We start from the raw sequence: 21,997 nt of genomic DNA, 5'->3' as shown, positions 1-21,997 counted from the left end.
AAAAGACGATTCCCCCCTATTCTCCACTGCACCGAATGGAAAACAGGCGAAGGGCACAAACTCTGGAGTGAACCGTTATTGAAGCCAGGCAGCACGGCCAGGAGGTTTTGCAGACCGGTCGGCGGCATGGGACCGGCGGACACGCGGTTCGAATGCATGAATACTTTTTTGTGACGAGGTAGGAGCCCCAATGAATATCCATGAATATCAAGCGAAGCAGATTCTGGCCCGTTACGGGGTAACGGTTCCGCGTGGCCGGGTGGCGTTCACCCCGGATGAAGCCGTGAAAGCCGCCGAAGAGTTGGGTGGCAATGTGTTTGTCGTCAAAGCCCAGATTCATGCCGGCGGACGCGGCAAGGGCGGCGGTGTGAAAGTGGTGAAGAGTGTTGCCGAAGTCCGGGAACAGGCCCAGCGGATGCTCGGCATGACCCTGGTCACCAAACAAACCGGCCCTGCCGGCAAGGAAGTCAAACGCATCTATGTCGAAGAAGGGTGCAACATTGCCCGGGAACTCTACCTGGGCATGGTGATTGACCGCGGCACCAGCCGGGTGACCATGATGGCCTCCACCGAAGGGGGCATGGAAATCGAGGAAGTGGCCGCCAAACATCCCGAAAAAATCCTGAAGGAAGCCGTGGACCCGGCTGTTGGATTTACCGGTTTTCAGGCTCGCAACCTTGCCTACGGTCTGGGACTGAAAGAAAAGCAGATCGGCAAGGCCGTGAAGTTCATGACCAGCCTGTATACCGCTTTTGTGGAAAATGATGCCTCCCTGGTCGAAATCAATCCGCTGGTGGTCACGGGCGAGGGGGATGTGATCGCCCTGGACGCCAAGATGAATTTTGATTCCAATGGTCTCTATCGGCACAAGGATATCGAGGAACTGCGTGACCTGAACGAAGAGAATGCCAAGGAGATCGAAGCCTCCAAGCATGATCTGAACTATATCGCCCTGGATGGTTCCATCGGCTGCATGGTCAACGGAGCCGGTCTGGCCATGGCTACCATGGACATCATTCAATTGAAGGGAAGCAGCCCGGCCAACTTCCTGGATGTGGGCGGTGGGGCGACAACCGAGCGCGTGACGGCGGCTTTCAAGTTGATTCTTTCCGACTCCAACGTGAAAGCGGTCCTGGTGAATATTTTTGGCGGCATCATGCGGTGCGACGTGATTGCCGAGGGCATTGTGGCAGCGGCACGTGAAGTGTCCCTGAACAAGCCCCTGGTGGTCCGGCTGGAAGGAACCAATGTGGACAAGGGAAAACAAATCCTGGCCGCGTCGGGTCTGCCCATCATCGCCGCCAACGACCTGAACGATGCAGCCGAGAAGGCGGTCGCCTCTATCAAGGGAGCCTGATTCATGAGCATTTATGTAGACAAGAATACGCGGGTCATTTGCCAGGGTTTCACCGGGAAAAATGGCACGTTTCACTCGGAACAGGCGATTGCCTATGGCACCAACATGGTGGGTGGTGTCTCCCCGGGCAAGGGGGGAACGAAACATCTGGGCCTGCCGGTATTCGATACCGTGGCCGATGCCGTGCGGGCCACCGGAGCCAATGCGTCGGTCATCTTTGTGCCCCCTCCCTTCGCTGCCGATGCCATCATGGAAGCCGCCAGCACTGACATCGATCTGGTCGTCTGCATCACCGAAGGCATTCCGGTGATGGACATGGTCAAGGCCAAACGCTACCTGCAAGGCCGCAAGACCCGCCTGATCGGACCCAACTGTCCCGGCATCATCACCCCCGGAGCCTGCAAGATCGGCATCATGCCAGGACACATTCACATGCCCGGCAAGATTGGCGTGGTCTCCCGTTCCGGAACCCTGACCTACGAAGCCGTGGCCCAGACCACTGCCGTCAAACTGGGACAAAGCACCTGCGTCGGTCTCGGTGGCGACCCGATCAATGGCACCAATTTCATCGACTGCCTGGAACAGTTCCAGAAGGATCCGCAAACCGAAGGCATTGTCATGATTGGTGAAATCGGTGGCACCGCCGAGGAAGAAGCCGCCGCCTACATCAAAAAACATGTGACCAAACCCGTGGTGGGTTTCATCGCCGGAGCGACCGCTCCCAAAGGCAAACGCATGGGCCATGCCGGGGCCATCATCTCCGGTGGCAAAGGGACCGCCGAAGAAAAATTTGCAGCCCTGGGTGCGGCAGGCGTCCATATCGCCCGGAGCCCGTCGGACCTGGGTGTCATCATGCTGAAAGCCATGGGGGGATGATCCCCCCTTTTTTATCTGTTTTTCCCGCAATAACCAGGGAGAATTGAAAAGGGGAGATCGAATGACGACGAAGAATGACCTCATCATCCGCATCGGCGGTGAGGGCGGCGAGGGCGTCATATCCTCGGGCGACTTCATCACGGCAGCCTGTGCCCGTGCCGGCCTGGATGTGTATACGTTCAAGACCTTTCCGGCAGAAGTCAAGGGTGGCTACGCCATGTATCAGGTGCGTGCCAGCTCGGAAAGAGTTTATAATCAGGGTGATACGTTTGACGTACTCTGTGTTTTCAACGGCGAGGCGTTCGAAGTGAACAAAAGCGCCATGCGGCCCGGAACTGCGGTGGTCTACGACTATCCGGGTGGGGATTTTGAACCGGGTGAGCTGCCGCCAGGGGTGATCGGCTATCCGATCCCCATGACCCAGGCCGCCAAGGAGATGAAATCCATCCGGTCCAAAAACATGGTGGCCCTGGGTGCCCTGTCGGTGTTGTTCAATATTCATGAATCGACCCTGATCGCTGCCTTGACCAAAAAGTTCAAGAAGAAAGGTCAGGAAGTCCTGGATTTCAACCTCCAGGGGTTCAGCAAGGGAAAAGAGCTGGCTGCCAAGGTGAAAAAAGTCGATCCCTGGAAACTGGCCGATGTCCAGGCTCCCAAGGATATCATCGTGATCTCTGGCAACGACGCCGTGGGCCTGGGTGCCATCCTGGGTGGGTTGGAATTTTTCTCGGCCTATCCCATCACTCCGGCCACGGAAATTGCCAAATATGTCGCCACCCATCTGCCCAAACGCGGCAAGCACCTGATCCAGGCCGAAGATGAAATTGCCTCGATCTCCCAGGTCATGGGTGCTTCCTATGCCGGGTTGAAATCCATGACGGCCACTTCTGGTCCGGGCTTGGCTCTCATGAGCGAAATGCTCGGCATGGCCACCATGAGTGAAACGCCGGTCATGCTCGTCGATGTGCAACGCGGCGGTCCCTCGACGGGTCTGCCGACCAAACATGAGCAGTCTGATCTCTTTTTGGCCATTCATGGCTCCCATGGCGATGCCGCACGGGTCGTCTTGTCGGTGGAAGATGTCCACGATTGCGTGGATATGACTGTCGAAGCCCTGAACCTGGCCGAAGAGTACCAATGTCCAGTCCTTCTGCTGTCGGATGGATCTCTGGCATTTTCAACGCAAACCGTTCCGGCTCCGGATCCAGCCTCCTACAAGATCGTCAATCGCAAGCGGTGGGATGGACAGGGAACCTACAGGCGGTATGAATTCACCCCGGATCACATCTCCCCGATGGCCGACCCGGGAACTCCCAATGCCATGCATATTGCCACGGGTCTCGAACACAACGAATCCGGTGCCCCCAGTTGGAATCCAGCCAACCATTGGGCCATGCACGAAAAACGATTCAACAAACTCAACCGGATTGTGGAAACCTATCGTCCGGTAGAGGTGGATGGTTCAGGGGATGCCGACCTGGGCATCATCACCTGGGGCAGCACCATTGGTGTGGTGCGCGAAGCGGTGCAAAGGTTGCGGGCTGCTGGCTACAAGGTCAAAGGGTTCTACCCCAAGCTCATGTGGCCCATGCCGGTCAAGCAGTACGAAGCCTTCGCGGCTACCTGTAAAAAAATCCTGGTGCCGGAAGTCAACTTCCAGGGACAATTGGCCCACTTCATCCGTGCGGAAACCTCCATTGATCCCATTCGCTACAACATTTGCGGCGGCATGCCATTCAATCCGTCCATGATTGTTGACAAAGTCAAGGAGTTGATCTGATGTCCACAGCCGCATTACATCAAGTCGAAATGAAACCAAAGGACTACAAGTCGGAAGTTTCGGTGGTGTGGTGTCCCGGGTGTGGCCACCACGGGATTCTGAACGCCATCTACCGTGCCCTTTCCGAATTGGGTATCGATCCCACCAAAATGATGTCAATCTCGGGTATCGGATGCTCTTCCCGGACTCCGTATTTTATCAAGTCGTACAAGATGCATACCCTGCATGGCCGGGCCGGAGCTGTGGCCACCGGTGCCCAGATTGCCCGCCCGGATCTGGCGGTGATGGTGACCGGCGGGGATGGTGACGGGTTTTCCATCGGCGGCGGACACATGCCGCACATGGCCCGGAAAAATGTCGATATGAGCTACATCTTGTTTGACAACGGCATCTATGGCCTGACCAAGGGGCAGTATTCCCCCACCTCCCGTCCGGAGCTGAAAGCCTACACCACACCCTATGGCGGACCCGACGAACCCCTGAATCCTTTGCTCTACATGTTGACCTATGGGGCAACCTATGTGGCCCAGGCCTTCGCCGGCAAACCGAAAGTGTGTGCGGATTTGATCAAGGGAGCCATCGAACACCGGGGGTTTGCCTACGTCAACCTTTTTTCGCAGTGTACTTCCTACAATCACATCGATACGGTGGAGCATTACCGGGATCTGGTGGAAGAAATTCCAGCCGGACACGATGTGACGGATATCGGAGCGGCCATGGAGCTGGCCCGGCGTCCCAAGGGCAAGGCCCCCATGGGCCTGCTCTATCAGATCAAAAAACCAACCTTGGTGGATCGTCTGGAAGAGATCGTCACCAAGGTTGGTGGCAATCCCGACTATGATCTGAATAAAATCATCGATGTTTCGCGTCCCTGATACGGGTCCATGGGAGTCAGGAAGGGTTGATGTGACCCTTCCTGACTCTGTACATGAGGATGGATCGCGGGTTTGCCTGGGAGCGCGGGCGTCCCCGCCCGCAAAGGCAGGCGAGACGGCCGCAAAGGCAGGCGAGACGGCCGCAAAGGCAGGCGAGACGGCCCTGCGGGAGTGCGGGCGTCCCGCCCGCAAAGGCAGGCGAGACGCCTGCGCTCCCAGGACAGATCAAGGCGTGAAAAACTTGGCTGATCGATGGCCGGATTTCAAGTGCGATTGCCATGGGCTGGTGTTTTATTCCCCTGGTATGGATTTAATGTGTATATGAGAGTCAGGAGGGGGCATCGCACCCATGTTGCAACGATTTCTGGACCGAACTGCATTGCTTGACGCACATGGAAAAAACGGTGCGCTCGTGGATGCCGACCTGAGTTTCCTGGATTTGTCCGGCCTGGATTTGTCCGGCCTGAATCTCTCCGGGGCACTCCTGTCCGGGAGTCGCTTGCAGGAAACCCTGCTTGATGGGTGCGATTGCTCCGCCATTTTTGTGCAATGGGCCGACCTGAACGGTGCCCGTTTTTGCCGGGCACGTCTGGCGGAAGCTTTTTTCCAACACTCCCAGTTGCAACGCTGCGATTTTTCTGATGCCATCATGACCGGCATGAACATGCTCGTCTGCCAACTGGAAAATGGTCAATTGCAACGAGCGGATTTGACTGGCGGGCAGGTTTTAGGTACAAACTTCACTGACGCTGATTTTACCGGTGCATCGTTGCGGCAGGTCAATCTGCGCGAAGCCGTATTGACCGGGGCACGTTTGATCGACTGCGATCTGCGTGCTGCGGATTTTCGCAAAGCGGATCTCCATAATGCCATCATCCGCAATGTGCAAACCGACGCAGCACTTTTTTACGGCAAGGCACCCTGGTCAAAATCAGAAACCGATACCACGGATTGGGAACAACAACTCCCCCGCTTTGATGGGGAATGAACATCATGTTTTCCCCGGAAAGTTTGCCTGCTCTGCGTCGGCGGCTGGTTTTTCTCACCAGCAGACGCTCCATGCTGGAGATGGAGGAGCTGCTGCGTCGTCATCTGAATCTGGAACAAATGGACTTGACAGAGTGTCTGGCCCTGGAAAAACTCCTCCAGTGTACGGATAATGATCTGCTCGACTGGATTTCCGGAGTTCGATCTCCCCCACCCGAGGTGGACAGGGGCTTGTTGTCGCGTCTCTCCAGACAGCGGGAGAACATCGACTGAAGTGACATACAATTCGCATGGCAAAAAGCGCAGCAGGTATACAGGAAGGGTGATCTCCGGTCCGTCCCGGCAAGGAACCACCCCTAATCAGGCAAGGAGAGACGTGTCATGAAGGTGATACTCATGGGTCCGCCAGGAGCAGGCAAAGGGACCCAGGCCCGACAGATAGCCGAAAAATATGGCATTCCCCAGTTGTCTACCGGGGATATGTTGCGGGCGGCAGTCAAGGCGGGAACGGAAGTCGGGAAAAAAGCCAAGGCCGCCATGGAAAGCGGTGGTCTGGTGCCCGACGAAGTGGTGGTAGGAATCATCGCCGACCGCACCCGGGAAGCCGATTGCCAAAAGGGATTTTTGCTGGATGGATTTCCCCGGACCGTGCCCCAGGCCGAAGCCCTGGACAAAATGCTCACGGCCCGCAAACAGACCATTGATCACGTCATCGACATTGCCGTCGAGGACGAACCTCTGGTCAACCGGATTACGGGTCGCCGGACCTGTGGGTCCTGCGGCGAAGGATATCATATCCAGTTCAAAAAACCCGCCAAAGAGGGGGAGTGCGACAAGTGCAGCGGCCAGTTGACCCAACGTGCGGATGACAATGAAAAAACCGTGCGCAACCGGTTGTCGGTCTATCACAGCCAGACCTCGCCCTTGATCGACTACTATCGCAGGAAAGGTAACTTCAAAACCGTGGATGGCATGCAGAACATGGACAAGGTCCTCAGTGACTTGTGTGCCATTCTGGGGTAATGGGTCCTTTGTTGGAGGGACGATCCCGCATGGATCGGACCGTTTTCAGTCATTTCATACCAGTAGACGTGGGGAGAAGAACAGATGCTAAACGTAGATAGCACCGCGTTGAACCTCTCCATCCTCTGCGGATTGGGGGCCGTGGCCTGGGCCTTCAAAAACCGGGGATGGATTCTGGGTTTAAGCGCGGGAACCGACAGGATGCAGCAAATTTCCGCCGCCGTGGAAGAAGGGGCCAAGGCCTACATGACACGGCAATACACCACCATCGCCTATGTGGGCGGTGCGGTTTTCGTGCTGCTCGCCATGTTTTTGGACATGATGACAGCCATTGGTTTTGCCCTGGGAGCGGGTCTCTCCGGAGCGGCCGGCATCTTCGGCATGATGATGTCGGTGAAAGCCAACGTGCGGACCGCCGAAGCAGCGAAAGGCGGACTTAACCCTGCCCTGCAAGTGGCATTCCGTGGCGGGGCCGTCACGGGCATGCTCGTGGTGGGGCTGGGTCTTTTGGGTGTTGCCGTGTTCTTCATGATCTTGTTGAAGTCGGGCGGCGACAATCCATCGCACATGCTGAAACCTCTGGTCGGTTTGGCATTCGGCGGTTCCCTGATTTCCATTTTTGCCCGGTTGGGTGGTGGTATCTTCACCAAGGGTGCCGATGTCGGTGCCGACCTGGTGGGCAAAGTCGAAGCCGGTATCCCCGAAGACGACCCACGCAACCCGGCCGTGATCGCCGACAACGTGGGTGACAACGTGGGTGACTGCGCTGGTATGGCCGCCGACCTGTTTGAAACCTATGCCGTGACCCTGGTGGCCACCATCCTTTTGGGTGCCCTCGTGATGCCCAAATTTGGTAATGCCCTGGTTTACCCCATGGCCCTGGGTGGTGTTTCCATCATTGCCTCGATCATTGGTGTCTACTTTGTCAAAGTCAATGAGGGCGAAAGAATCATGACGGCCCTCTACAAGGGTGTGATCGCTGCCGGTGCCATCTCTGCCGTGGCTTTCTATCCCATCACCAAATGGCTCATGATCGGCAACACCATGGGCTATAGCGTGGGTGCCCTGTACATGGCCTGTTTGATTGGTCTGGCCCTGACGGCAGCCATGGTGGTGATCACCGAGTATTATACTTCCACCCAGTTTTCTCCCGTGCGGCTCATCGCTGCCGCTTCCCAGACCGGGCATGGCACCAACGTCATTGCCGGGTTGGGCCTCTCCATGAAGGCCACTGCCGCGCCAGTTTTGGCCGTCTGCTTGGCCATGTGGGCATCTTATTCCGTGGCTGAACTGTACGGTATCGCCATCGCCGCAACCTCCATGCTCTCCATGACGGGCGTGATCGTGGCCCTGGATGCTTATGGTCCCATCACCGACAACGCCGGTGGTATCGCCGAAATGGCCGGACTGCCCCCAGAAATCCGCAACATCACCGATCCCCTGGATGCCGTGGGCAACACCACCAAAGCCGTTACCAAAGGCTACGCCATTGGTTCCGCCGGCTTGGCTGCTCTGGTCTTGTTTGCCGACTACACCCACGAACTGCAAATCGTGTTGAAAAAAGCGACCGCTTTTGACCTTTCCAACCATCTGGTCATCATCGGCCTGTTCGTCGGTGGTTTGCTGCCCTATCTCTTCGCTGCCATGGGCATGGAAGCGGTGGGACGCGCTGCCGGTAGCGTTGTGGTCGAAGTGCGGCGTCAGTTCCGCGAAATTCCCGGCATCATGGAAGGAACTGCCAAACCCGACTATGCCAAGGCCGTGGACATGCTGACCGCAGCCGCCATCAAGGAAATGATCGTTCCCTCCCTGTTGCCGGTTCTGGTGCCTATCCTCGTGGGCTTGATCCTCGGACCACAGGCCCTGGGTGGCGTCCTGATGGGAACCATCATCACCGGTATCTTCGTGGCCATCTCCATGACCACCGGTGGCGGTGCCTGGGATAACGCCAAAAAGTACATCGAAGAAGGCAATTTCGGTGGCAAAGGTTCCGATGCCCACAAGGCAGCCGTGACCGGTGACACCGTCGGCGACCCCTACAAAGACACCGCCGGCCCTGCCGTCAACCCGATGATCAAAATCACCAACATCGTGGCCCTGCTCATCGTCTCCTTGATGGTCTGAGGTCCAGTCGTTTCCTGTGCCCGGGGGGTGCCTGTGTGCATCCTCCGGGTATTCTTATGTAAGCCTTCTTATTGAGTATTTGGTGATAATTTCCAGTGCCCTGACGTGATCCAACTTTTTAGTTTTACACATTGTCCGTATAGTTTACATTCTGTTTGGGAACATTGATATGGGTAAGAAGATTAAAGATATAAGATTTGATATTGCGATTTCATTCTCTGGTAATGAAAGGGATTTTGCAAGAAAGATTGCTAGTCGTTTAGACGATAATAATATTAATGTATTTTTCGATGAATTCTATAAGGCAGAATTGTGGGGAGAAGATTTATATGAAGAGTTAGGTGAAATTTATATGCATCGTTCTAAATATTGTTTGATGCTTGTTTCTGAGTCGTATAAAGATAAGAAATGGACTCAACATGAAAGAAGAAGTATTCATGCCAGAACACTCCTTGAGGGGCCTGGATATGTTTTACCAGTATTGATTGATGACACTGTTTTGCCTGGTCTTCCAGATACTATAAATTATATCGATTCTAGAAATATTTTATTCACCGAATTAATAGATATTATTCTTAGCAAGTTGGGGATAGATTCGGAAGAGCAGGTAAGAAGAAAGATAGAGAATGCAAAAATATTTCAGGGTGGTAGACGTGCCAATTGTTCAGTGTGTGGGATGGGATATTCAGACGAAAATATCTGGTATTGTAGTGATTGTCCAAGTTATTATTGTTACAGGTGTGTTGAGGGATTGGGAATTATTGAAGGTGCGGTTGATAATAAAAGAAAATGTGGGCGTTGTCGTGACGGACGTGTCGGTTAAAAAAGCAGAGGTAACAGCGGTTCATTCTGGCTACGTCTAGGACTTTTGAACAGACTGAGGTTGATAGTGTCAACTTTTTGCGAAGTCAGGGAGAATTCGTCATCTTCCCAGATGGTAATATTTTCAGAACCTCAAGGATTTTTTGTACGCGCATCTTCATACTATCAGGTCTTGGAGGAACACCTGACTTGAGCGTCCACCATCTGCCATGAGCGAGCCAATGACGGGTTGCCAAGGCCCATTTGAATTCCCCAATAATTTTGACTGATGTACCGTGTTTTTTGAAAATTTCCAGAACCTTTTCAAGAGGCTCTTTGCCAATTCCTTCTGGAGATGTTTGATCCAGTTGTCGTAGGCTACTGCTTACGATAGTATTTCTTTTTTCTTTCATTCTTTCAACAATGTGAAGTCTGATCTTTCCCTCTGCGAATGACAAATAATCAAATACCGTTAACAGATCCAATTCCATAATTTTTCTGTTCCGGTCATACTCAATATATTGGATCAATTCATTAGACGTTATTGTTAAATAGCCGGGAACTTTTTTAATATACGCATCAATTTCATGCGTTACAACACCTCCATTTTTCAGGAAAAAAATTATCTTATCGTATTTAGTCCATAACCCATTCCGGCATTCATCATGGAACTGCTCGATCATATCCAAATCTGGCATGTATCTGCTGTCGTATGGACTGTTCGGCATCACAAGACCGCCTGAAGTGCCTGAGAGAAGGAGTTTTCATTAAAAGGAGTCATATTTTTTTCATGCTTTGAATATACAAGATGCCATTTCGCCCTGATCACCTTGGCGGCGGTTAACAGATTGCCACTCTGTTGTAATTCATCTGAGTCTTCATAGGGAGGATCGCCGACTGAAATTTTGACAGATATTGATGGGAATTTGTTGTTGAGAGACAGAATGAACATGACTCTCCCTTTTGGACCGTCCATGTCCACACGCCCCATACCGCCAATGATCAACGTGCCTCTTGGTCTGATCAGGATCGTACTCGCACCAATAAACAGTTTGAGAGATGGCGCTTTATAAGGGCCGACAAGGTACTCGTCAAGATGCTCATATTCTTTTTCATAATCCAGCTTGGAGCCTTTGAATGGTTCAACAAAAGATATGATCGAGTTGATAAGCCCCTCGACCCGTTCGATCCATGCTTCCCGACGTGCGTTCCAATTAATCCCAACGTAGCGTTGTGTTGGTTGAATGTCAGGTTGTTGATCAACAATGTCTTTCAGTGAAGATATGGCCACAAGCTACCCCTTGTCAAATCGGCATGTCGGCATGGCAAATCAGCACGGTTGGGCCCACTACACTCACTCATAAGCAGTCGGTACACAAGTCGCAAGACGATACGCGAATGGAGAGCAAGAAGGCAATAGACAAATGATCATATCGAAAAATCACCAAAAATATTCTGGTGAACGCCTGCTGAATGGCAAGTCCGACCAGTCATACCCGATCCGACAACGGCAACCTGATCTCGAAACGTGCCCCGCCCGGAATGTTGCTGGCCAAAAGCCGGCCCTGCATGTTGCGTTCGATAATCATTTTGGCCATGTAAAGACCAATGCCGGTTCCCTGGGAATCCATCTTGGTGGTGAAATAGGGATCGAAAATTTTGTCCAGTATGTCCACCGGTATCCCCCCGCCGTTGTCTTCCACGACGACGATACCGTTTTGCGTATTCTGGATGACATGAATGGTGATTTTTCCAGGCTTTGATTGGCTTTCCTGGATGGCATCCTTGGCGTTGGATAACAGAATCAACAGAGTCTGGGAAAGTTCGTTGGGATAGCCATGGACAGCAATAACGGGTTGATCAATTATAATTTGCAACGCAATACCAAGATTGGTAAATGTCGTCTCCAGCAACAGTAAAGCATCTTGAATAATTTTGCAAATATTGAAAGAGTGAGGGGTTTTTTCAGGGCGGAAAAAACATCGAAAATCGTCAATCGTTTGGGACATCTGGCGGATTATTTGATATCCTTTACTGATCTTATTGAATAATGGGGAATCATCCGTGATAGACTCTCTGCACTCGCTTTCAATGTTGGCGAGAACCAAGGCCAGCGTATTGAGGGGTTGCCGCCATTGGTGGGCAATGTTGTTGATCATCTCCCCCATGGCGGCCCGTCGCGACTGATGGATCAAAATGGCATCCTTGTCACGGATCTCCCGCACGGTCTCCCGGACACGCCATTCCAATTGCTGGTTCATTAATTCCATGGCTTTTTTTTGTTCTTCGACCTGCCGCAACAAATGCTTGATGGGCGTGATGTCCATGGCATAAAGATTGACATACCCGGCTTCGGGAAAGGGCACCAGATTCAGGGAAAAATGCTGCTTGCCCAGCGACTCTTCAACAACCTGGTGCCTGCCGGAGTCGATGACCTGTTGAAACAGGTCACGTTGCCTGGCCGGCAATTTGTCGCCAACCTGACACTGCCAAGCCTGCAAGAGGGGTCGGGCACCTGGATTGGCAAAAATGAGCGTCCCGTCCCGGGTGACCCGCAGCACCGGATAGGGATTTTCGTTGGGAAATTTGGCCAAATTCCTGATGGTCTCTTCGGCATTTTTTTTGTCGGTCCAATCATCATAAATGGCCACCAGTTCGCCGTTGGGCAGTTTGTAAATATAATTTTCGACCCATTGGCTGAGGCGGTCATCCTCATATAACGAGATGGAGAAGGTTCGGGGGTTGCCGCTGGCGTTCACTTCCTGAAAAGCCTGCAACAATCCCATTTTTTTGATGCCGGGAAACATTTCGGTTACCCGCTGCCCCGCGAGGGTTGCGGCGCTGCACCGAGAAATACGTTCCGCAGATTTATTGAAATCCCTGAAAACAAAATCCTCACCATTGTCAGTTGGCTGGTAGACGGCCACGCCACTGGGCATGGCATCGAATAGATTGCGAAAGCGCTGCTCGCTCTCCTGCAAGGCCAGAGAAATTTTTTTCAGTTCGGTCACGTCCCTGGAGACCACGACGATACCGGATACGGCACCATGGCGATCATGATAGGGATGATAGGAGACGTTCATGAAACGACGACCGTGCCTGGGAAAATCAAACCAGGCTTCGTAGTTGACCGAATGACCAGCGAGACATTCATCCAAAAGGGGACGAATGTTCTGGTCAAACAATTCCTGACCAAGCAGGTCAGAAACACTGTGTCCGATGATCATTTCCCGGGTCTTTCCCCAATACTCCAAATAACTGTTGTTGACCACTTGATAGACATAATTGACATCCAGCAAGGACATATGGTCGAGTGATGCAGAAACGATGGAGGCAATTTTGCGCAGATCTTCTTGTCGCTCGTCGATTTTAAAGTAGGCTTCCAGCAAATCCCTTGTGCGTATCTCGACAAGCTGTTCCAGTTCTGTTTGACCAGAATATCCGACATCCTGGGCATGATTATGCAATTGCTGACGAGTTTGTTGAAAAGGATGCTTGCTGGCAAGAGGACAAACGGTCAGAGGACAAGAAGAGCCTGTACTCTGTATGCTGCGGACAGAACGAGATGCTTGTTTGTTGCTTCCGGAAAAACGGTTTTTGGACTTTCCAGGCAAGCCATGGTGATGGAGTTTGTTCAGGCTGCGTTGCCTGCTGCGTCGAATCGTCATTGGGCACTGCGAACACAGTTGCGGCCATCCAGCTTGGCTGTATACAAGGCCTGGTCGGCCCGGCTGGTCAAGCTTGTTTGATCATCTCCCACACGAAACTCGGCGACACCAAAGCTGGCCGTCATGGTACCTACTTGTGGAAAAGTATGCGTCGCCACCAGCTCGCGAATTTTTTCAGCCAATGTGTGCGCAGCCTCAAGGCTTGTTCCGGGAGTGACAATCATGAACTCCTCGCCACCCCAGCGGGCCAGCACATCGGAACCACGCAGTTTATTCTTGATGAAGCGGGACATTTCCCTCAAAACAAGGTCACCGGCCAAGTGACCAAATGCATCATTGACCCGCTTGAAGTGATCCAGGTCGATCATGATGATGGACAGAGCGCTGCCATGACGTGCAGCCCGCTTGAATTCACCATTCAGAACGTTGACCAGCATTTCCCGGTTGCAAATACCGGTCAGGGAATCCTGAAAGGCTTTTTTTCTGAGATCGCGCAATTGATTTTCAATGCTGGTCACATCGGCAAAGGTATAAATAATTTTGTTGTTTTCCGCATGTTTGTTGCAAGAGACGGCAAAAGGTTGGCGCGTGGAGTTGGGAGCGTCTGGATGATGCATGAAAACAATAGGAATGTCCGCGCAAGCCAGATGCAGCAGGCGCGACGACCATCCTTCCGCAGCAGATGTTGCAGGCGGGTCAAGGAAAGGTTCGAGACTGTTGTATCGCTCCTTGAATTCTTGTAGAGAGCTGACGCCGGCAAAATTCAAAAAGGTTTGATTCAGGTATTCTATCCGCTCCTGGTCAAGAACGATGAGCAGATTCGGGTGCAGGTCGAGAATGAATTCCTGATAACGGGCAGCGGCATTTCTTTGTCTCTGATTCCATTGCCGCCTGGCACAGTAGGTCAAGGCTTCCAGAATCTGTTTGGGCAATACCGGTTTGAGAAGGTAACGGTCGATACCCAATTCGATGGAACGAATAAAATAATCCTCGCTGCTGTGCGCTGTGGTGACAATGACAGGGATGTCCGGATCCGACTGCCGTATCTGACGAATCATGTCCAGACCATCCACAAAAGCCATGCGAATATCGGTGATGATCAAATCGGGATTCTGTTCCCGGTGACATGTCAATCCTGTCCGGGCATCCTGACAGGGAAAAACCTGCCTGACGTATCTGGACAACAATTCCGTCATTTCCTGACAAATTTCCAGGTCATCTTCCACATAAAGAACGCGGAGTGAATTCAGCAAAAACTCGTTCCCGGGTATGAGGCACATGTTTGGCATGATCGTAACCTCCAGACGGGCAATCTTCTGATTCATCCTGCACGAACGTTCGCAGTCTGACAGCAAATGAAGAATAATCAAATAATATTTTTTATTTATTGATAATAAATTTTTATTTGCAAGAATGTTTTCTTCAATCCTGGAGTATTCTGGGCAGGGCAAAAGCCAGATTTTCTTTTTCCACGGACAAAATGTCCACGCTTTCCACCCGGTCACCCAGAAATTCCAACAGCTCATCGACCAGTATTTCCGGGGCGGAAGCACCGGCGGTGATCCCAAGAACCTTGACCCCTGTCAACCAGGCTTCCTGGATGTCGCTGGCGGATTCAATCAGATAAGCCCGCACCCCGGATCGTTCGGCCACTTCACGCAACCGATTGGAATTACTACTGTTTGGAGCGCCAAGAACCAGGATGCGGTCACACCTTTCTGCCAGGGACTTGACGGCATTCTGGCGATTCTGGGTAGCATAGCACACATCTTCCCGAGCTGGTTCCTGAATGTTGGGAAAACGTTGTTTCAGGATGGCCACCATGCTGCGGGTTTCATCGACCGAGAGGGTTGTTTGGGTGATGTAACCGACGGATGATTTATTGTTGTCGGGCAGTTTGGCAATATCCGCTTCGCGGGAGACCAGGTGCATGTGGCCAGGGGGCAATTGGCCCATGGTGCCTTCCACTTCCGGATGACCTGGATGACCGATCAGGACCACCATGTGGCCATTGTTGGCGAGGCGCTCGGCTTCCCGATGCACTTTGGCCACCAAAGGGCAGGTTGCGTCCAGCACATGCAGATTGCGTCGTCCTCCTTCAGCTTGCACGGCTTTTGATACGCCGTGCGCCGAATAGATGACGGTACTGCCGTCGGGAACTTCCTTCAGATCCTTGACAAAGATCGCCCCCTTGCGGCGCAGATTTTCGACGACCCAGCGATTGTGGACGATTTCATGCCGCACATGGATGGGGGGACCGAATTTTTCCAGGGCGCGCAACACGATGGCAATGGCCCGATCCACTCCAGCACAAAATCCGCGTGGCTCCGCCAGCAGCACCTGCATGTGATTCCTCCGCAAATATGTCTGCGTTCGTAACTATTCAGCCCCCCTATTTGAGTAAACGTTTGAAAAACCGGGAAGGAGGTCCAGGAGGAAGGGCTGTGCCCTTCCTCTTGGCGGGGTTTGGGGCGGAGCCTCAACAAAGTCTTCCATGTCAAATCCTTTTAATGAAGGGGTTCTGAGTGGTTACCTGCGTTCATCGATTATTGATTGAAACGGGTCGGGTTGCACTTGCCGGACCCGGGAGCAAGATACAAACGCAACCGATTGGCTATTTTCTTGTTGATTTCAAAATATCCATGCGTCCTGGCATGGTTGAGAAGTCCGGCTTCGGAGGGGTCATCCCACAAAAGAATCGCGGCAGGTTGATCATTCTTGAAAAAATCATCCAGATGTTGTCTCGGAACGCCTTTCATTGCGGAAAATTTTTTTTCTCCAATATGATCTTCCATTCTGTATAAAAACTCGGCCCCGGAAAATTCCTTATACGTCACCATTCCGGCTTCGGCAGCGGGAAAAAAAGTCAATGCACCTACTTTTCCCTTCAGGTTGCAGTCAGTCAAAATATCCTGGATTTCATGGGCCGCCTTGCGCACATTAGCCACCGGGTTTGCTTCCCTGGAAAACAGGAGAGCCTCTTCGACCAAACCCAGGAAACCCGGTTTGCAGGCCAAAATTACGATGGCCAACCACATGAACTCCTGGGCACGGTGTATTTTCAGGGTGATGGCGGCAGCACCCCAGGCGGCGGCCATCAGCAGCAGAGCCGGTATCACCAGGGGGTTGATGTATTGATGGTAGGTTGGGTTGGGAATGAGGGCCACGGGAATGCCAATCATCAGCAATCCGACAAACAAAAACCCCCGCTGCCGATGAAAAGATTGGCCGAATGCTCTCAGGCCCGCCCCGGGGATGGCAGCGACAAATGCAACACCTGTAAACACAAAAGCCGCCAATATGACATCCTGACCGATTATTTTTAAAAATGTGCCTATTTTGTAGGAAAACATGGATTTGCCGGCATAATATACCTCCGAGGTGAGAATATTGAAGGAAAACACGTCATCAATAAACACTTCCCCAGCCATCATGAAATAATACAGGACCGGAAGCATTCCGATCAAACCCCCGGCAACAAAGGGACCTGATACGGTCTTCAAATTGTATTTCAAGGTGCGGCCTTCAACAAAGTTTATATATAAAAATACAATTGCCGGAAAATAGGCAAAATTGATGCGCGTACCAACAGCCAGCCCAAAAAAAATGCCGCTGATGACATATAAAACAGATTTGTTTCTGGTGCGGGAAAGAGCCTCCAGGACGAGCAGTAGGCCGACAAGCAGGAGAAACAGGGCCAGCGCGTCATTCCTGGCCGTTTTCAGCACGCGCAACATGACGGTGGAGGTGACCAGCAGAAGCGATATGGCCCAGGCGGCAATCCAGGAGTGACTGATGCGTCTGGCAATCATGAAAAAAACCATGACTGAACAGGTTGCCAATATACTTGTCAAGAGGCGGGCAATATGCAGATAACCCTCATCGACAAACCGGAAAATTTGTGCCAGAACGAGGGGATAGACCGGTCCATGATTGTGAAAAAAATCCTTGTAGAGAGTATATTTGGTAGCGAATGCCCCGGCGGAAATGTAAATGCTTTCATCGTTGGTGAGCGGGCCGTTCATGAGATGAATATAATAGGCCAAAAACAACACGAGAATTGCCGCGAGTCCGAATGCGTATTTGGGAAGCTTTTCAAGGTTGGCCATGTTCGGTATCCAATCCCCAAAAACGGGTCAGTTGGTGACTGGCGCAAACCCCGGCTTCGGGGAAGAAAAAGCCGGCCTGGCCACAGCCGTGGCCCGGGTCCACGGGTTGTCCGTGTCCGTGTTTCAGAAGATGTTTTTCCACAACGACCGTGCCATCGCTCAGACGATACGAGTCCTGTTGATGCGCGTTTGTGGTTTCCGAAGTGTGTTGGGCATCGGGATCGATGCCATGCACATTGGTCCATTGTTCAACAAGTTCCCGGGCATTGTCTGGATGGATGACCCAATCCCGGGTTCCTTGCCAGATGGAGATGCGGGGCCACTGGCGGGGCGGGTGCCGTGTCTGGCGTACCAGATCGCCCCATTGCCGGGGCGTGTGATCCAGACCCAGGAGCATGCAGAGGGTACCCTGGAACACCGTGCTGGCGCACCGGGCAGGGACGCCGGCAATCAATCCCCCACCAGCAAACAAATCGGGTCGGGTGGCCAGCATGAGTGCCGCCATGGCGCTGCCGCCGGAAAGACCGGTGATGAATACCCGTTCAGGAGGGATGTGGCGTTCGGCCATGATGTGGTCGATCATGCCGACCAGGGAGGCCACTTCCCCGTTACCGTCGGCTTCGGCGTGCCCGAACCATTTGAAGCAACGCATGGGATTGTTCCAGAAGCGTTGTTCCGGCAGCAAAAGAATTAATCCCAGGCGGTCGGCTTGCGTCAGCCAGCCACTGGCACGGGCATAACCTGCCGCAGTCTGGTAACAGCCATGCAAGGCAACCACCAGTGCCGGGCGGGGAGCAATCTGTCGGGGGGTGTACAGATACATCCGCAGATGACCGGGATTGGGGGTAAAATCGGCAATCTCCTGCACACCATCTCCGGAGCCGTGCAAGAGCAGAAACCCAAACAGCAGCAAGGCCAGCAACACCCCCATTCGGTGTCGCCATTTGTCATGCTGCCATCTGCGGACGCCCTTATTCGATCCCATGGCTGCCTGCCGTGGAGAGCGGCTTTATGTCTGTTTCCCGGGCGGCAGGTTTGCGCAGATGAATCAGGATCGTTGCAGCCAGGGAGATGAACTGCTTGTGGCCGACAAAAAAAATGTCCAAAAATTTCAGGGGTGCCAACGGCAGACACAAAAGCAGGTAAAGAATACCCCGCAATTTTTGCTGGCCGAAGCTGAGCAGGATGGAAAAAAATTCAGTCATGACGGCATTGAACAGGGAGAGGGGACCGGCAACGGTAATTTGGCGGATCACCTGCCACTCCGGAAAAAGATGGGCCAGGCCGGCGTGGGTATAGCGCTGGAAATCGTCGGGAGAGGCATGAAAAGGATAGAGAAAGGGCACGACATGGACATTGTCGCCGCCGGGCCTGGTCACCCGTTGAATTTCTTGCCAGGCCTGGTGGACATGCGGAATATGTTCCATGACATTGTTGGTCAACAGCATGGCAACCGTATCGGTCCGGAAGGGCAGTTGGTGAATGCTGCACACAATGTCCACCGCTGCATAATCGACGACATCGATGGCATAGACGTCCGGGTGAATCTGGAGATTGCCACTGCCCAGATCGAGGACAATCTCTTCCCGGGGCCGGCAGGATTTGAGCAGGTAACCGCGTGTATTGTAGGGAAAACTGGGAGATACGGCAGGTCGGATCAGGCGATAGTACAGGGGTCCCAGGAGGCGTTTCAAATGGTATTTCATGCCATCCAGTGAATCCTGGGTGCGCACGGGTGCGATGAAGTGAACGGCACCCTGGCGTACCGGATATTCCTGCTGGCAGGCATCACACGCCAGGACCAGGTTGTTTCGGGTCCATTCGCCCCTCTGGATCAAATCACCCCTGCATGTGGGACAGATGAGAATGTGGGCGATTCTGGCGAATTTCAGGGCATCCATCATCGAAAATATTCCTTGCAGACTCTCCATGGACAGGACAATGGCAGAATAAAATTTCTTTTCCCGTTGCCGCCAATCACTCCCATTTGATGAACAGCTCCAGAATGCGTGCCCGCAATACATTGCCGGCCATGAACAGGGAGCGTCGGCACCAAAAGATCTGATCCACGGGCAGACCGGTGCGCCGGGCCAATTCCGGTACCAGGGCACGCGCAAGTTCCAGGCGTTGTCGTCTGACATCTCCTGCCTGTCCCTGGAACAAAAGACCCAAGGGTTCGGCACCCTGATCCACGGCGGTACGCAGTTCCGGGGCGAGGCCAGCCAGCACCATTTCCGAGTGGGCAAAGATCACATCTTGTTGCCTGATGCTCAACCAGGCATCGCGGACCAGAATTTCCTCTCCGGTCGGCAGGTGGTGCGAGCCATTCCAGAGGATCGGGTCATCCTGCCACTCCTGGCGAAGTGATTGTTGTTCCAGACGTACCCGGAGCGGCTCTCCCAGGGCCGATTCCAAATGGCGGGTCAATGAGCCTGTACAGGTCAGGGCATTCCGAAACGCCACATTCAGGGCAGAAAAAGCGGCGCTCTTGGCTGCCAGGGTTGCACAATCCTGCCATGTTTCGAGGATTTGCAGTGAAGAGATCATGCCCATGGTGCCGCTATTGCAATTTTCTTTTTCTGAATTTTTTGGTGGATTTCAATTCATACTGTGAAATACCTTCTTTTTCATGCATGATGCGAATAATAAGCTCTCCCAATAATCCATGGGCAATGAGCATGATTCCCATGAGAACCATGATGACTCCCAGGAGAAGCAGAGGGCGTTCGCCAATGTTCTGCCCGAAGACGAGTTTGAGAATGACCAGGTATGAAGAGATCAGGAAACCGGTCCCACCGATATAAAAGCCGATCCGGCCAAAAAACTGGATGGGTCTTTGTATATATTTACGCAAAAAATTGATCAGCAGAAGATCAAGCACAACCCGGAATATTTTGTCCAGACTGTATTTGGATTTGCCATGAATCCTGGGACGGTGATTGACCGGGAGTTCACGAATTTCCGCGCCGACCGCACTGAGCAGGGCGGGCAGGAAACGGTGCAACTCGCCATACACCCGCAAGCGGGACAGCACTTCATGGCGATAGACCTTGAGGGAGCAGCCATAATCGTTCAAATGGATGCCGGTCTTTTTGGAGATGATGCGATTGGCAACCTGGGAAAAAAAGACCCCCAGGAGGGGATCCTTGCGCACTTTTCTCCAGCCGGAGACTACATCGACATTTTCGGATTCAAGATGATTCAATAAAATGGGAATATCTCGTGGGTCATTTTGCAAATCACCATCCATGGTGACGATGATGTCACCCTGGGCGTGGTCAAATCCGGCCTGCAAGGCCGTGGATTGGCCGTAGTTTCTGGCCAGGCGGATCAGTTTCAGCTCCGGGATCGACTCTTCAAGACGGAGAAGATTCTGGACGGTACCATCGCTTGAGCCGTCATCGATAAAGATGATTTCAAAGGATCTGCCAATATCTCTGGCAACCGCGAGAATTTCCTCGGCCAGTTTGCCAACATTTTCTTCTTCGTTATAAACCGGAATGATCAGGCTGAGGTCAATGGCCGAGGCATCAGGGTGTTCACTCATGCGCACACTCCGTATTTTTTCCAGAAAGATTCATGCAGCCAGAATTCAAAACGGGCGATGATCATTTTTTCGGCCATCGGCAGAGACTCTATGGCCGATTCGATGATCAAGGCCTCAAAACGGAATATAGTAGACTTTCCGTTCATTGACACAGTGTATAAGCTCTCTCAGATAGGCCCAGGATAAATAGTGTCGCAAATACCCAGGGGCCATGCCATGCATGCCCTGGCCGTGGATGGTTGTGTTGAAGGAAAGATGGTAACCCGGGACCTTGTAATCGCCGCGCAGATACCCCTTGAAGCCGTAATCCCGGGTTGGCCGGCAACCGAGCTTGATGAAATAATCACAATGTTTCAGGACTTCCGCAAAGAGTTCCGGGGTATCCTTGGGATGCGTCGGTCCATAGGCGTCGAAGATGATGTCAAAGTGCAGATCGGGCTGTGACCGGAGATATTCCAGGGCATTGGCGCACACATAGTTGACCCCGGGAAACAGTTTTTTGGCGGTGGAAATGGCCAGGGGATTTTTGTCCAGGCCCACCACGTTCGGAATATGGTGATTCAAAAGCCAGGGACTGACCCCGAATCCGCAGGCAATTTCCAGAAAACTGTTCGGAAGCTTTCGGTCCAGGTAGCGAAAAATCGGCTTTTGGCGTTCCGTGATCCAGAACATGACGGTCAAAATATTGGTCAAAGGATTGTGGGGTTCAAGAAAGGTCTTGTCGAGCGGAAACTCGATTTCCAGCCCCTGAATCTTGTCCAGGATAAGATTCTTGAACCGGAGCGGTCCTCCCTTGTTCAAGAAATAGTCATTGATCGCGGTCAAATTTTTATATTTGCTGTGAAAGGTC

20 protein-coding genes are annotated in these 21,997 nt (G+C 52.7%); 9 read left to right on the top strand and 11 right to left on the bottom strand.

Annotated elements, in window-relative coordinates; genetic code table 11:
• Window positions 1-190 precede the first annotated feature (190 nt).
• The 9 genes from sucC (at window position 191) to HQL65_07365 (ending at window position 9,845) form a co-directional block, all read left to right on the top strand.
• The gene (gene sucC, locus HQL65_07405) at window positions 191-1,357 is read left to right on the top strand and encodes an ADP-forming succinate--CoA ligase subunit beta (protein ID MBF0136051.1); all 1,167 of its coding nucleotides are present in this window, start codon (window positions 191-193) and stop codon (window positions 1,355-1,357) included.
• A gap of 3 nt (window positions 1,358-1,360) precedes the next feature.
• Complete coding sequence (gene sucD / locus HQL65_07400; protein MBF0136050.1) at window positions 1,361-2,233, top strand: succinate--CoA ligase subunit alpha; 873 nt, start codon at window positions 1,361-1,363, stop codon at window positions 2,231-2,233.
• 61 nt (window positions 2,234-2,294) lie between these two features.
• Window positions 2,295-4,013 (top strand): 2-oxoacid:acceptor oxidoreductase subunit alpha, encoded by a 1,719-nt coding sequence (locus HQL65_07395; protein MBF0136049.1) that lies wholly within the window; start codon window positions 2,295-2,297, stop codon window positions 4,011-4,013.
• Complete coding sequence (locus HQL65_07390; protein ID MBF0136048.1) at window positions 4,013-4,888, top strand: 2-oxoacid:ferredoxin oxidoreductase subunit beta; 876 nt, start codon at window positions 4,013-4,015, stop codon at window positions 4,886-4,888. Before HQL65_07395 ends, HQL65_07390 begins: the two co-directional genes overlap by 1 nt.
• A gap of 349 nt (window positions 4,889-5,237) precedes the next feature.
• Entirely contained in the window at window positions 5,238-5,876 is a 639-nt protein-coding gene (locus HQL65_07385; protein ID MBF0136047.1) for a pentapeptide repeat-containing protein, read from the top strand.
• A gap of 5 nt (window positions 5,877-5,881) precedes the next feature.
• A complete protein-coding gene (locus HQL65_07380; GenBank protein MBF0136046.1) occupies window positions 5,882-6,148 on the top strand; it encodes a succinate dehydrogenase assembly factor 2 in 267 nt (88 codons plus the stop codon).
• 108 nt (window positions 6,149-6,256) lie between these two features.
• Entirely contained in the window at window positions 6,257-6,898 is a 642-nt protein-coding gene (locus tag HQL65_07375) for an adenylate kinase (protein MBF0136045.1), read from the top strand.
• An 84-nt stretch (window positions 6,899-6,982) separates the two neighbouring features.
• Entirely contained in the window at window positions 6,983-9,022 is a 2,040-nt protein-coding gene (locus HQL65_07370; protein MBF0136044.1) for a sodium-translocating pyrophosphatase, read from the top strand.
• Window positions 9,023-9,191: 169 nt separating this feature from the next.
• Window positions 9,192-9,845, top strand: a complete 654-nt coding sequence (locus HQL65_07365; GenBank protein MBF0136043.1) for a TIR domain-containing protein — start codon at window positions 9,192-9,194, stop codon at window positions 9,843-9,845.
• 85 nt (window positions 9,846-9,930) lie between these two features.
• Here the strand turns inward: HQL65_07365 and HQL65_07360 are convergent, their stop codons facing one another.
• The 11 genes from HQL65_07360 to HQL65_07310 form a co-directional block, all read right to left on the bottom strand.
• Window positions 9,931-10,521: a hypothetical protein gene (locus HQL65_07360; protein ID MBF0136042.1), complete on the bottom strand. Its 591-nt coding sequence runs from the start codon at window positions 10,519-10,521 to the stop codon at window positions 9,931-9,933.
• A 29-nt stretch (window positions 10,522-10,550) separates the two neighbouring features.
• Window positions 10,551-11,114: a hypothetical protein gene (locus tag HQL65_07355; protein ID MBF0136041.1), complete on the bottom strand. Its 564-nt coding sequence runs from the start codon at window positions 11,112-11,114 to the stop codon at window positions 10,551-10,553.
• 199 nt (window positions 11,115-11,313) lie between these two features.
• The gene (locus tag HQL65_07350; protein MBF0136040.1) at window positions 11,314-13,290 is read right to left on the bottom strand and encodes a PAS domain-containing protein; all 1,977 of its coding nucleotides are present in this window, start codon (window positions 13,288-13,290) and stop codon (window positions 11,314-11,316) included.
• A gap of 197 nt (window positions 13,291-13,487) precedes the next feature.
• Window positions 13,488-14,780, bottom strand: a complete 1,293-nt coding sequence (locus HQL65_07345; protein MBF0136039.1) for a diguanylate cyclase — start codon at window positions 14,778-14,780, stop codon at window positions 13,488-13,490.
• A 133-nt stretch (window positions 14,781-14,913) separates the two neighbouring features.
• Window positions 14,914-15,837, bottom strand: a complete 924-nt coding sequence (gene ispH / locus HQL65_07340; protein ID MBF0136038.1) for a 4-hydroxy-3-methylbut-2-enyl diphosphate reductase — start codon at window positions 15,835-15,837, stop codon at window positions 14,914-14,916.
• A gap of 200 nt (window positions 15,838-16,037) precedes the next feature.
• Window positions 16,038-17,600, bottom strand: a complete 1,563-nt coding sequence (locus tag HQL65_07335) for a glycosyltransferase family 39 protein (protein ID MBF0136037.1) — start codon at window positions 17,598-17,600, stop codon at window positions 16,038-16,040.
• Entirely contained in the window at window positions 17,587-18,585 is a 999-nt protein-coding gene (locus tag HQL65_07330) for a PHB depolymerase family esterase (GenBank protein MBF0136036.1), read from the bottom strand. The genes HQL65_07335 and HQL65_07330 overlap by 14 nt, the downstream gene beginning before the upstream one ends.
• Window positions 18,572-19,504: a methyltransferase domain-containing protein gene (locus HQL65_07325; GenBank protein MBF0136035.1), complete on the bottom strand. Its 933-nt coding sequence runs from the start codon at window positions 19,502-19,504 to the stop codon at window positions 18,572-18,574. Before HQL65_07325 ends, HQL65_07330 begins: the two co-directional genes overlap by 14 nt.
• A 73-nt stretch (window positions 19,505-19,577) precedes the next feature.
• Window positions 19,578-20,147: a chorismate lyase gene (locus tag HQL65_07320; protein MBF0136034.1), complete on the bottom strand. Its 570-nt coding sequence runs from the start codon at window positions 20,145-20,147 to the stop codon at window positions 19,578-19,580.
• Window positions 20,148-20,160: 13 nt separating this feature from the next.
• Window positions 20,161-21,147 (bottom strand): glycosyltransferase family 2 protein, encoded by a 987-nt coding sequence (locus HQL65_07315; protein ID MBF0136033.1) that lies wholly within the window; start codon window positions 21,145-21,147, stop codon window positions 20,161-20,163.
• A 114-nt stretch (window positions 21,148-21,261) separates the two neighbouring features.
• Window positions 21,262-21,972, bottom strand: a complete 711-nt coding sequence (locus HQL65_07310) for a class I SAM-dependent methyltransferase (protein ID MBF0136032.1) — start codon at window positions 21,970-21,972, stop codon at window positions 21,262-21,264.
• Window positions 21,973-21,997: the final 25 nt, after the last annotated feature.

This window comes from Magnetococcales bacterium (assembly GCA_015228935.1).
Taxonomy (GTDB): domain Bacteria; phylum Pseudomonadota; class Magnetococcia; order Magnetococcales; family DC0425bin3; genus HA3dbin3.
The sequence above is the reverse complement of the archived record's forward strand: the minus strand, read 5'-3'. Positions and strand labels throughout refer to the sequence as shown.

Bases quoted from the DNA above. Each gene is read 5' to 3' on its own strand.
- sucC (MBF0136051.1), top strand. From the start codon at position 191: ATGAATATCCATGAATATCAAGCGAAGCAGATTCTGGCCCGTTACGGG.
- sucD (MBF0136050.1), top strand. From the start codon at position 1,361: ATGAGCATTTATGTAGACAAGAATACGCGGGTCATTTGCCAGGGTTTC.
- HQL65_07395 (MBF0136049.1), top strand. From the start codon at position 2,295: ATGACGACGAAGAATGACCTCATCATCCGCATCGGCGGTGAGGGCGGC.
- HQL65_07390 (MBF0136048.1), top strand. From the start codon at position 4,013: ATGTCCACAGCCGCATTACATCAAGTCGAAATGAAACCAAAGGACTAC.
- HQL65_07385 (MBF0136047.1), top strand. From the start codon at position 5,238: ATGTTGCAACGATTTCTGGACCGAACTGCATTGCTTGACGCACATGGA.
- HQL65_07380 (MBF0136046.1), top strand. From the start codon at position 5,882: ATGTTTTCCCCGGAAAGTTTGCCTGCTCTGCGTCGGCGGCTGGTTTTT.
- HQL65_07375 (MBF0136045.1), top strand. From the start codon at position 6,257: ATGAAGGTGATACTCATGGGTCCGCCAGGAGCAGGCAAAGGGACCCAG.
- HQL65_07370 (MBF0136044.1), top strand. From the start codon at position 6,983: ATGCTAAACGTAGATAGCACCGCGTTGAACCTCTCCATCCTCTGCGGA.
- HQL65_07365 (MBF0136043.1), top strand. From the start codon at position 9,192: ATGGGTAAGAAGATTAAAGATATAAGATTTGATATTGCGATTTCATTC.
- HQL65_07360 (MBF0136042.1), bottom strand. From the start codon at position 10,521: ATGCCAGATTTGGATATGATCGAGCAGTTCCATGATGAATGCCGGAAT.
- HQL65_07345 (MBF0136039.1), bottom strand. From the start codon at position 14,780: ATGCCAAACATGTGCCTCATACCCGGGAACGAGTTTTTGCTGAATTCA.
- ispH (MBF0136038.1), bottom strand. From the start codon at position 15,837: ATGCAGGTGCTGCTGGCGGAGCCACGCGGATTTTGTGCTGGAGTGGAT.
- HQL65_07335 (MBF0136037.1), bottom strand. From the start codon at position 17,600: ATGGCCAACCTTGAAAAGCTTCCCAAATACGCATTCGGACTCGCGGCA.
- HQL65_07330 (MBF0136036.1), bottom strand. From the start codon at position 18,585: ATGGGATCGAATAAGGGCGTCCGCAGATGGCAGCATGACAAATGGCGA.
- HQL65_07325 (MBF0136035.1), bottom strand. From the start codon at position 19,504: ATGATGGATGCCCTGAAATTCGCCAGAATCGCCCACATTCTCATCTGT.
- HQL65_07320 (MBF0136034.1), bottom strand. From the start codon at position 20,147: ATGATCTCTTCACTGCAAATCCTCGAAACATGGCAGGATTGTGCAACC.
- HQL65_07315 (MBF0136033.1), bottom strand. From the start codon at position 21,147: ATGAGTGAACACCCTGATGCCTCGGCCATTGACCTCAGCCTGATCATT.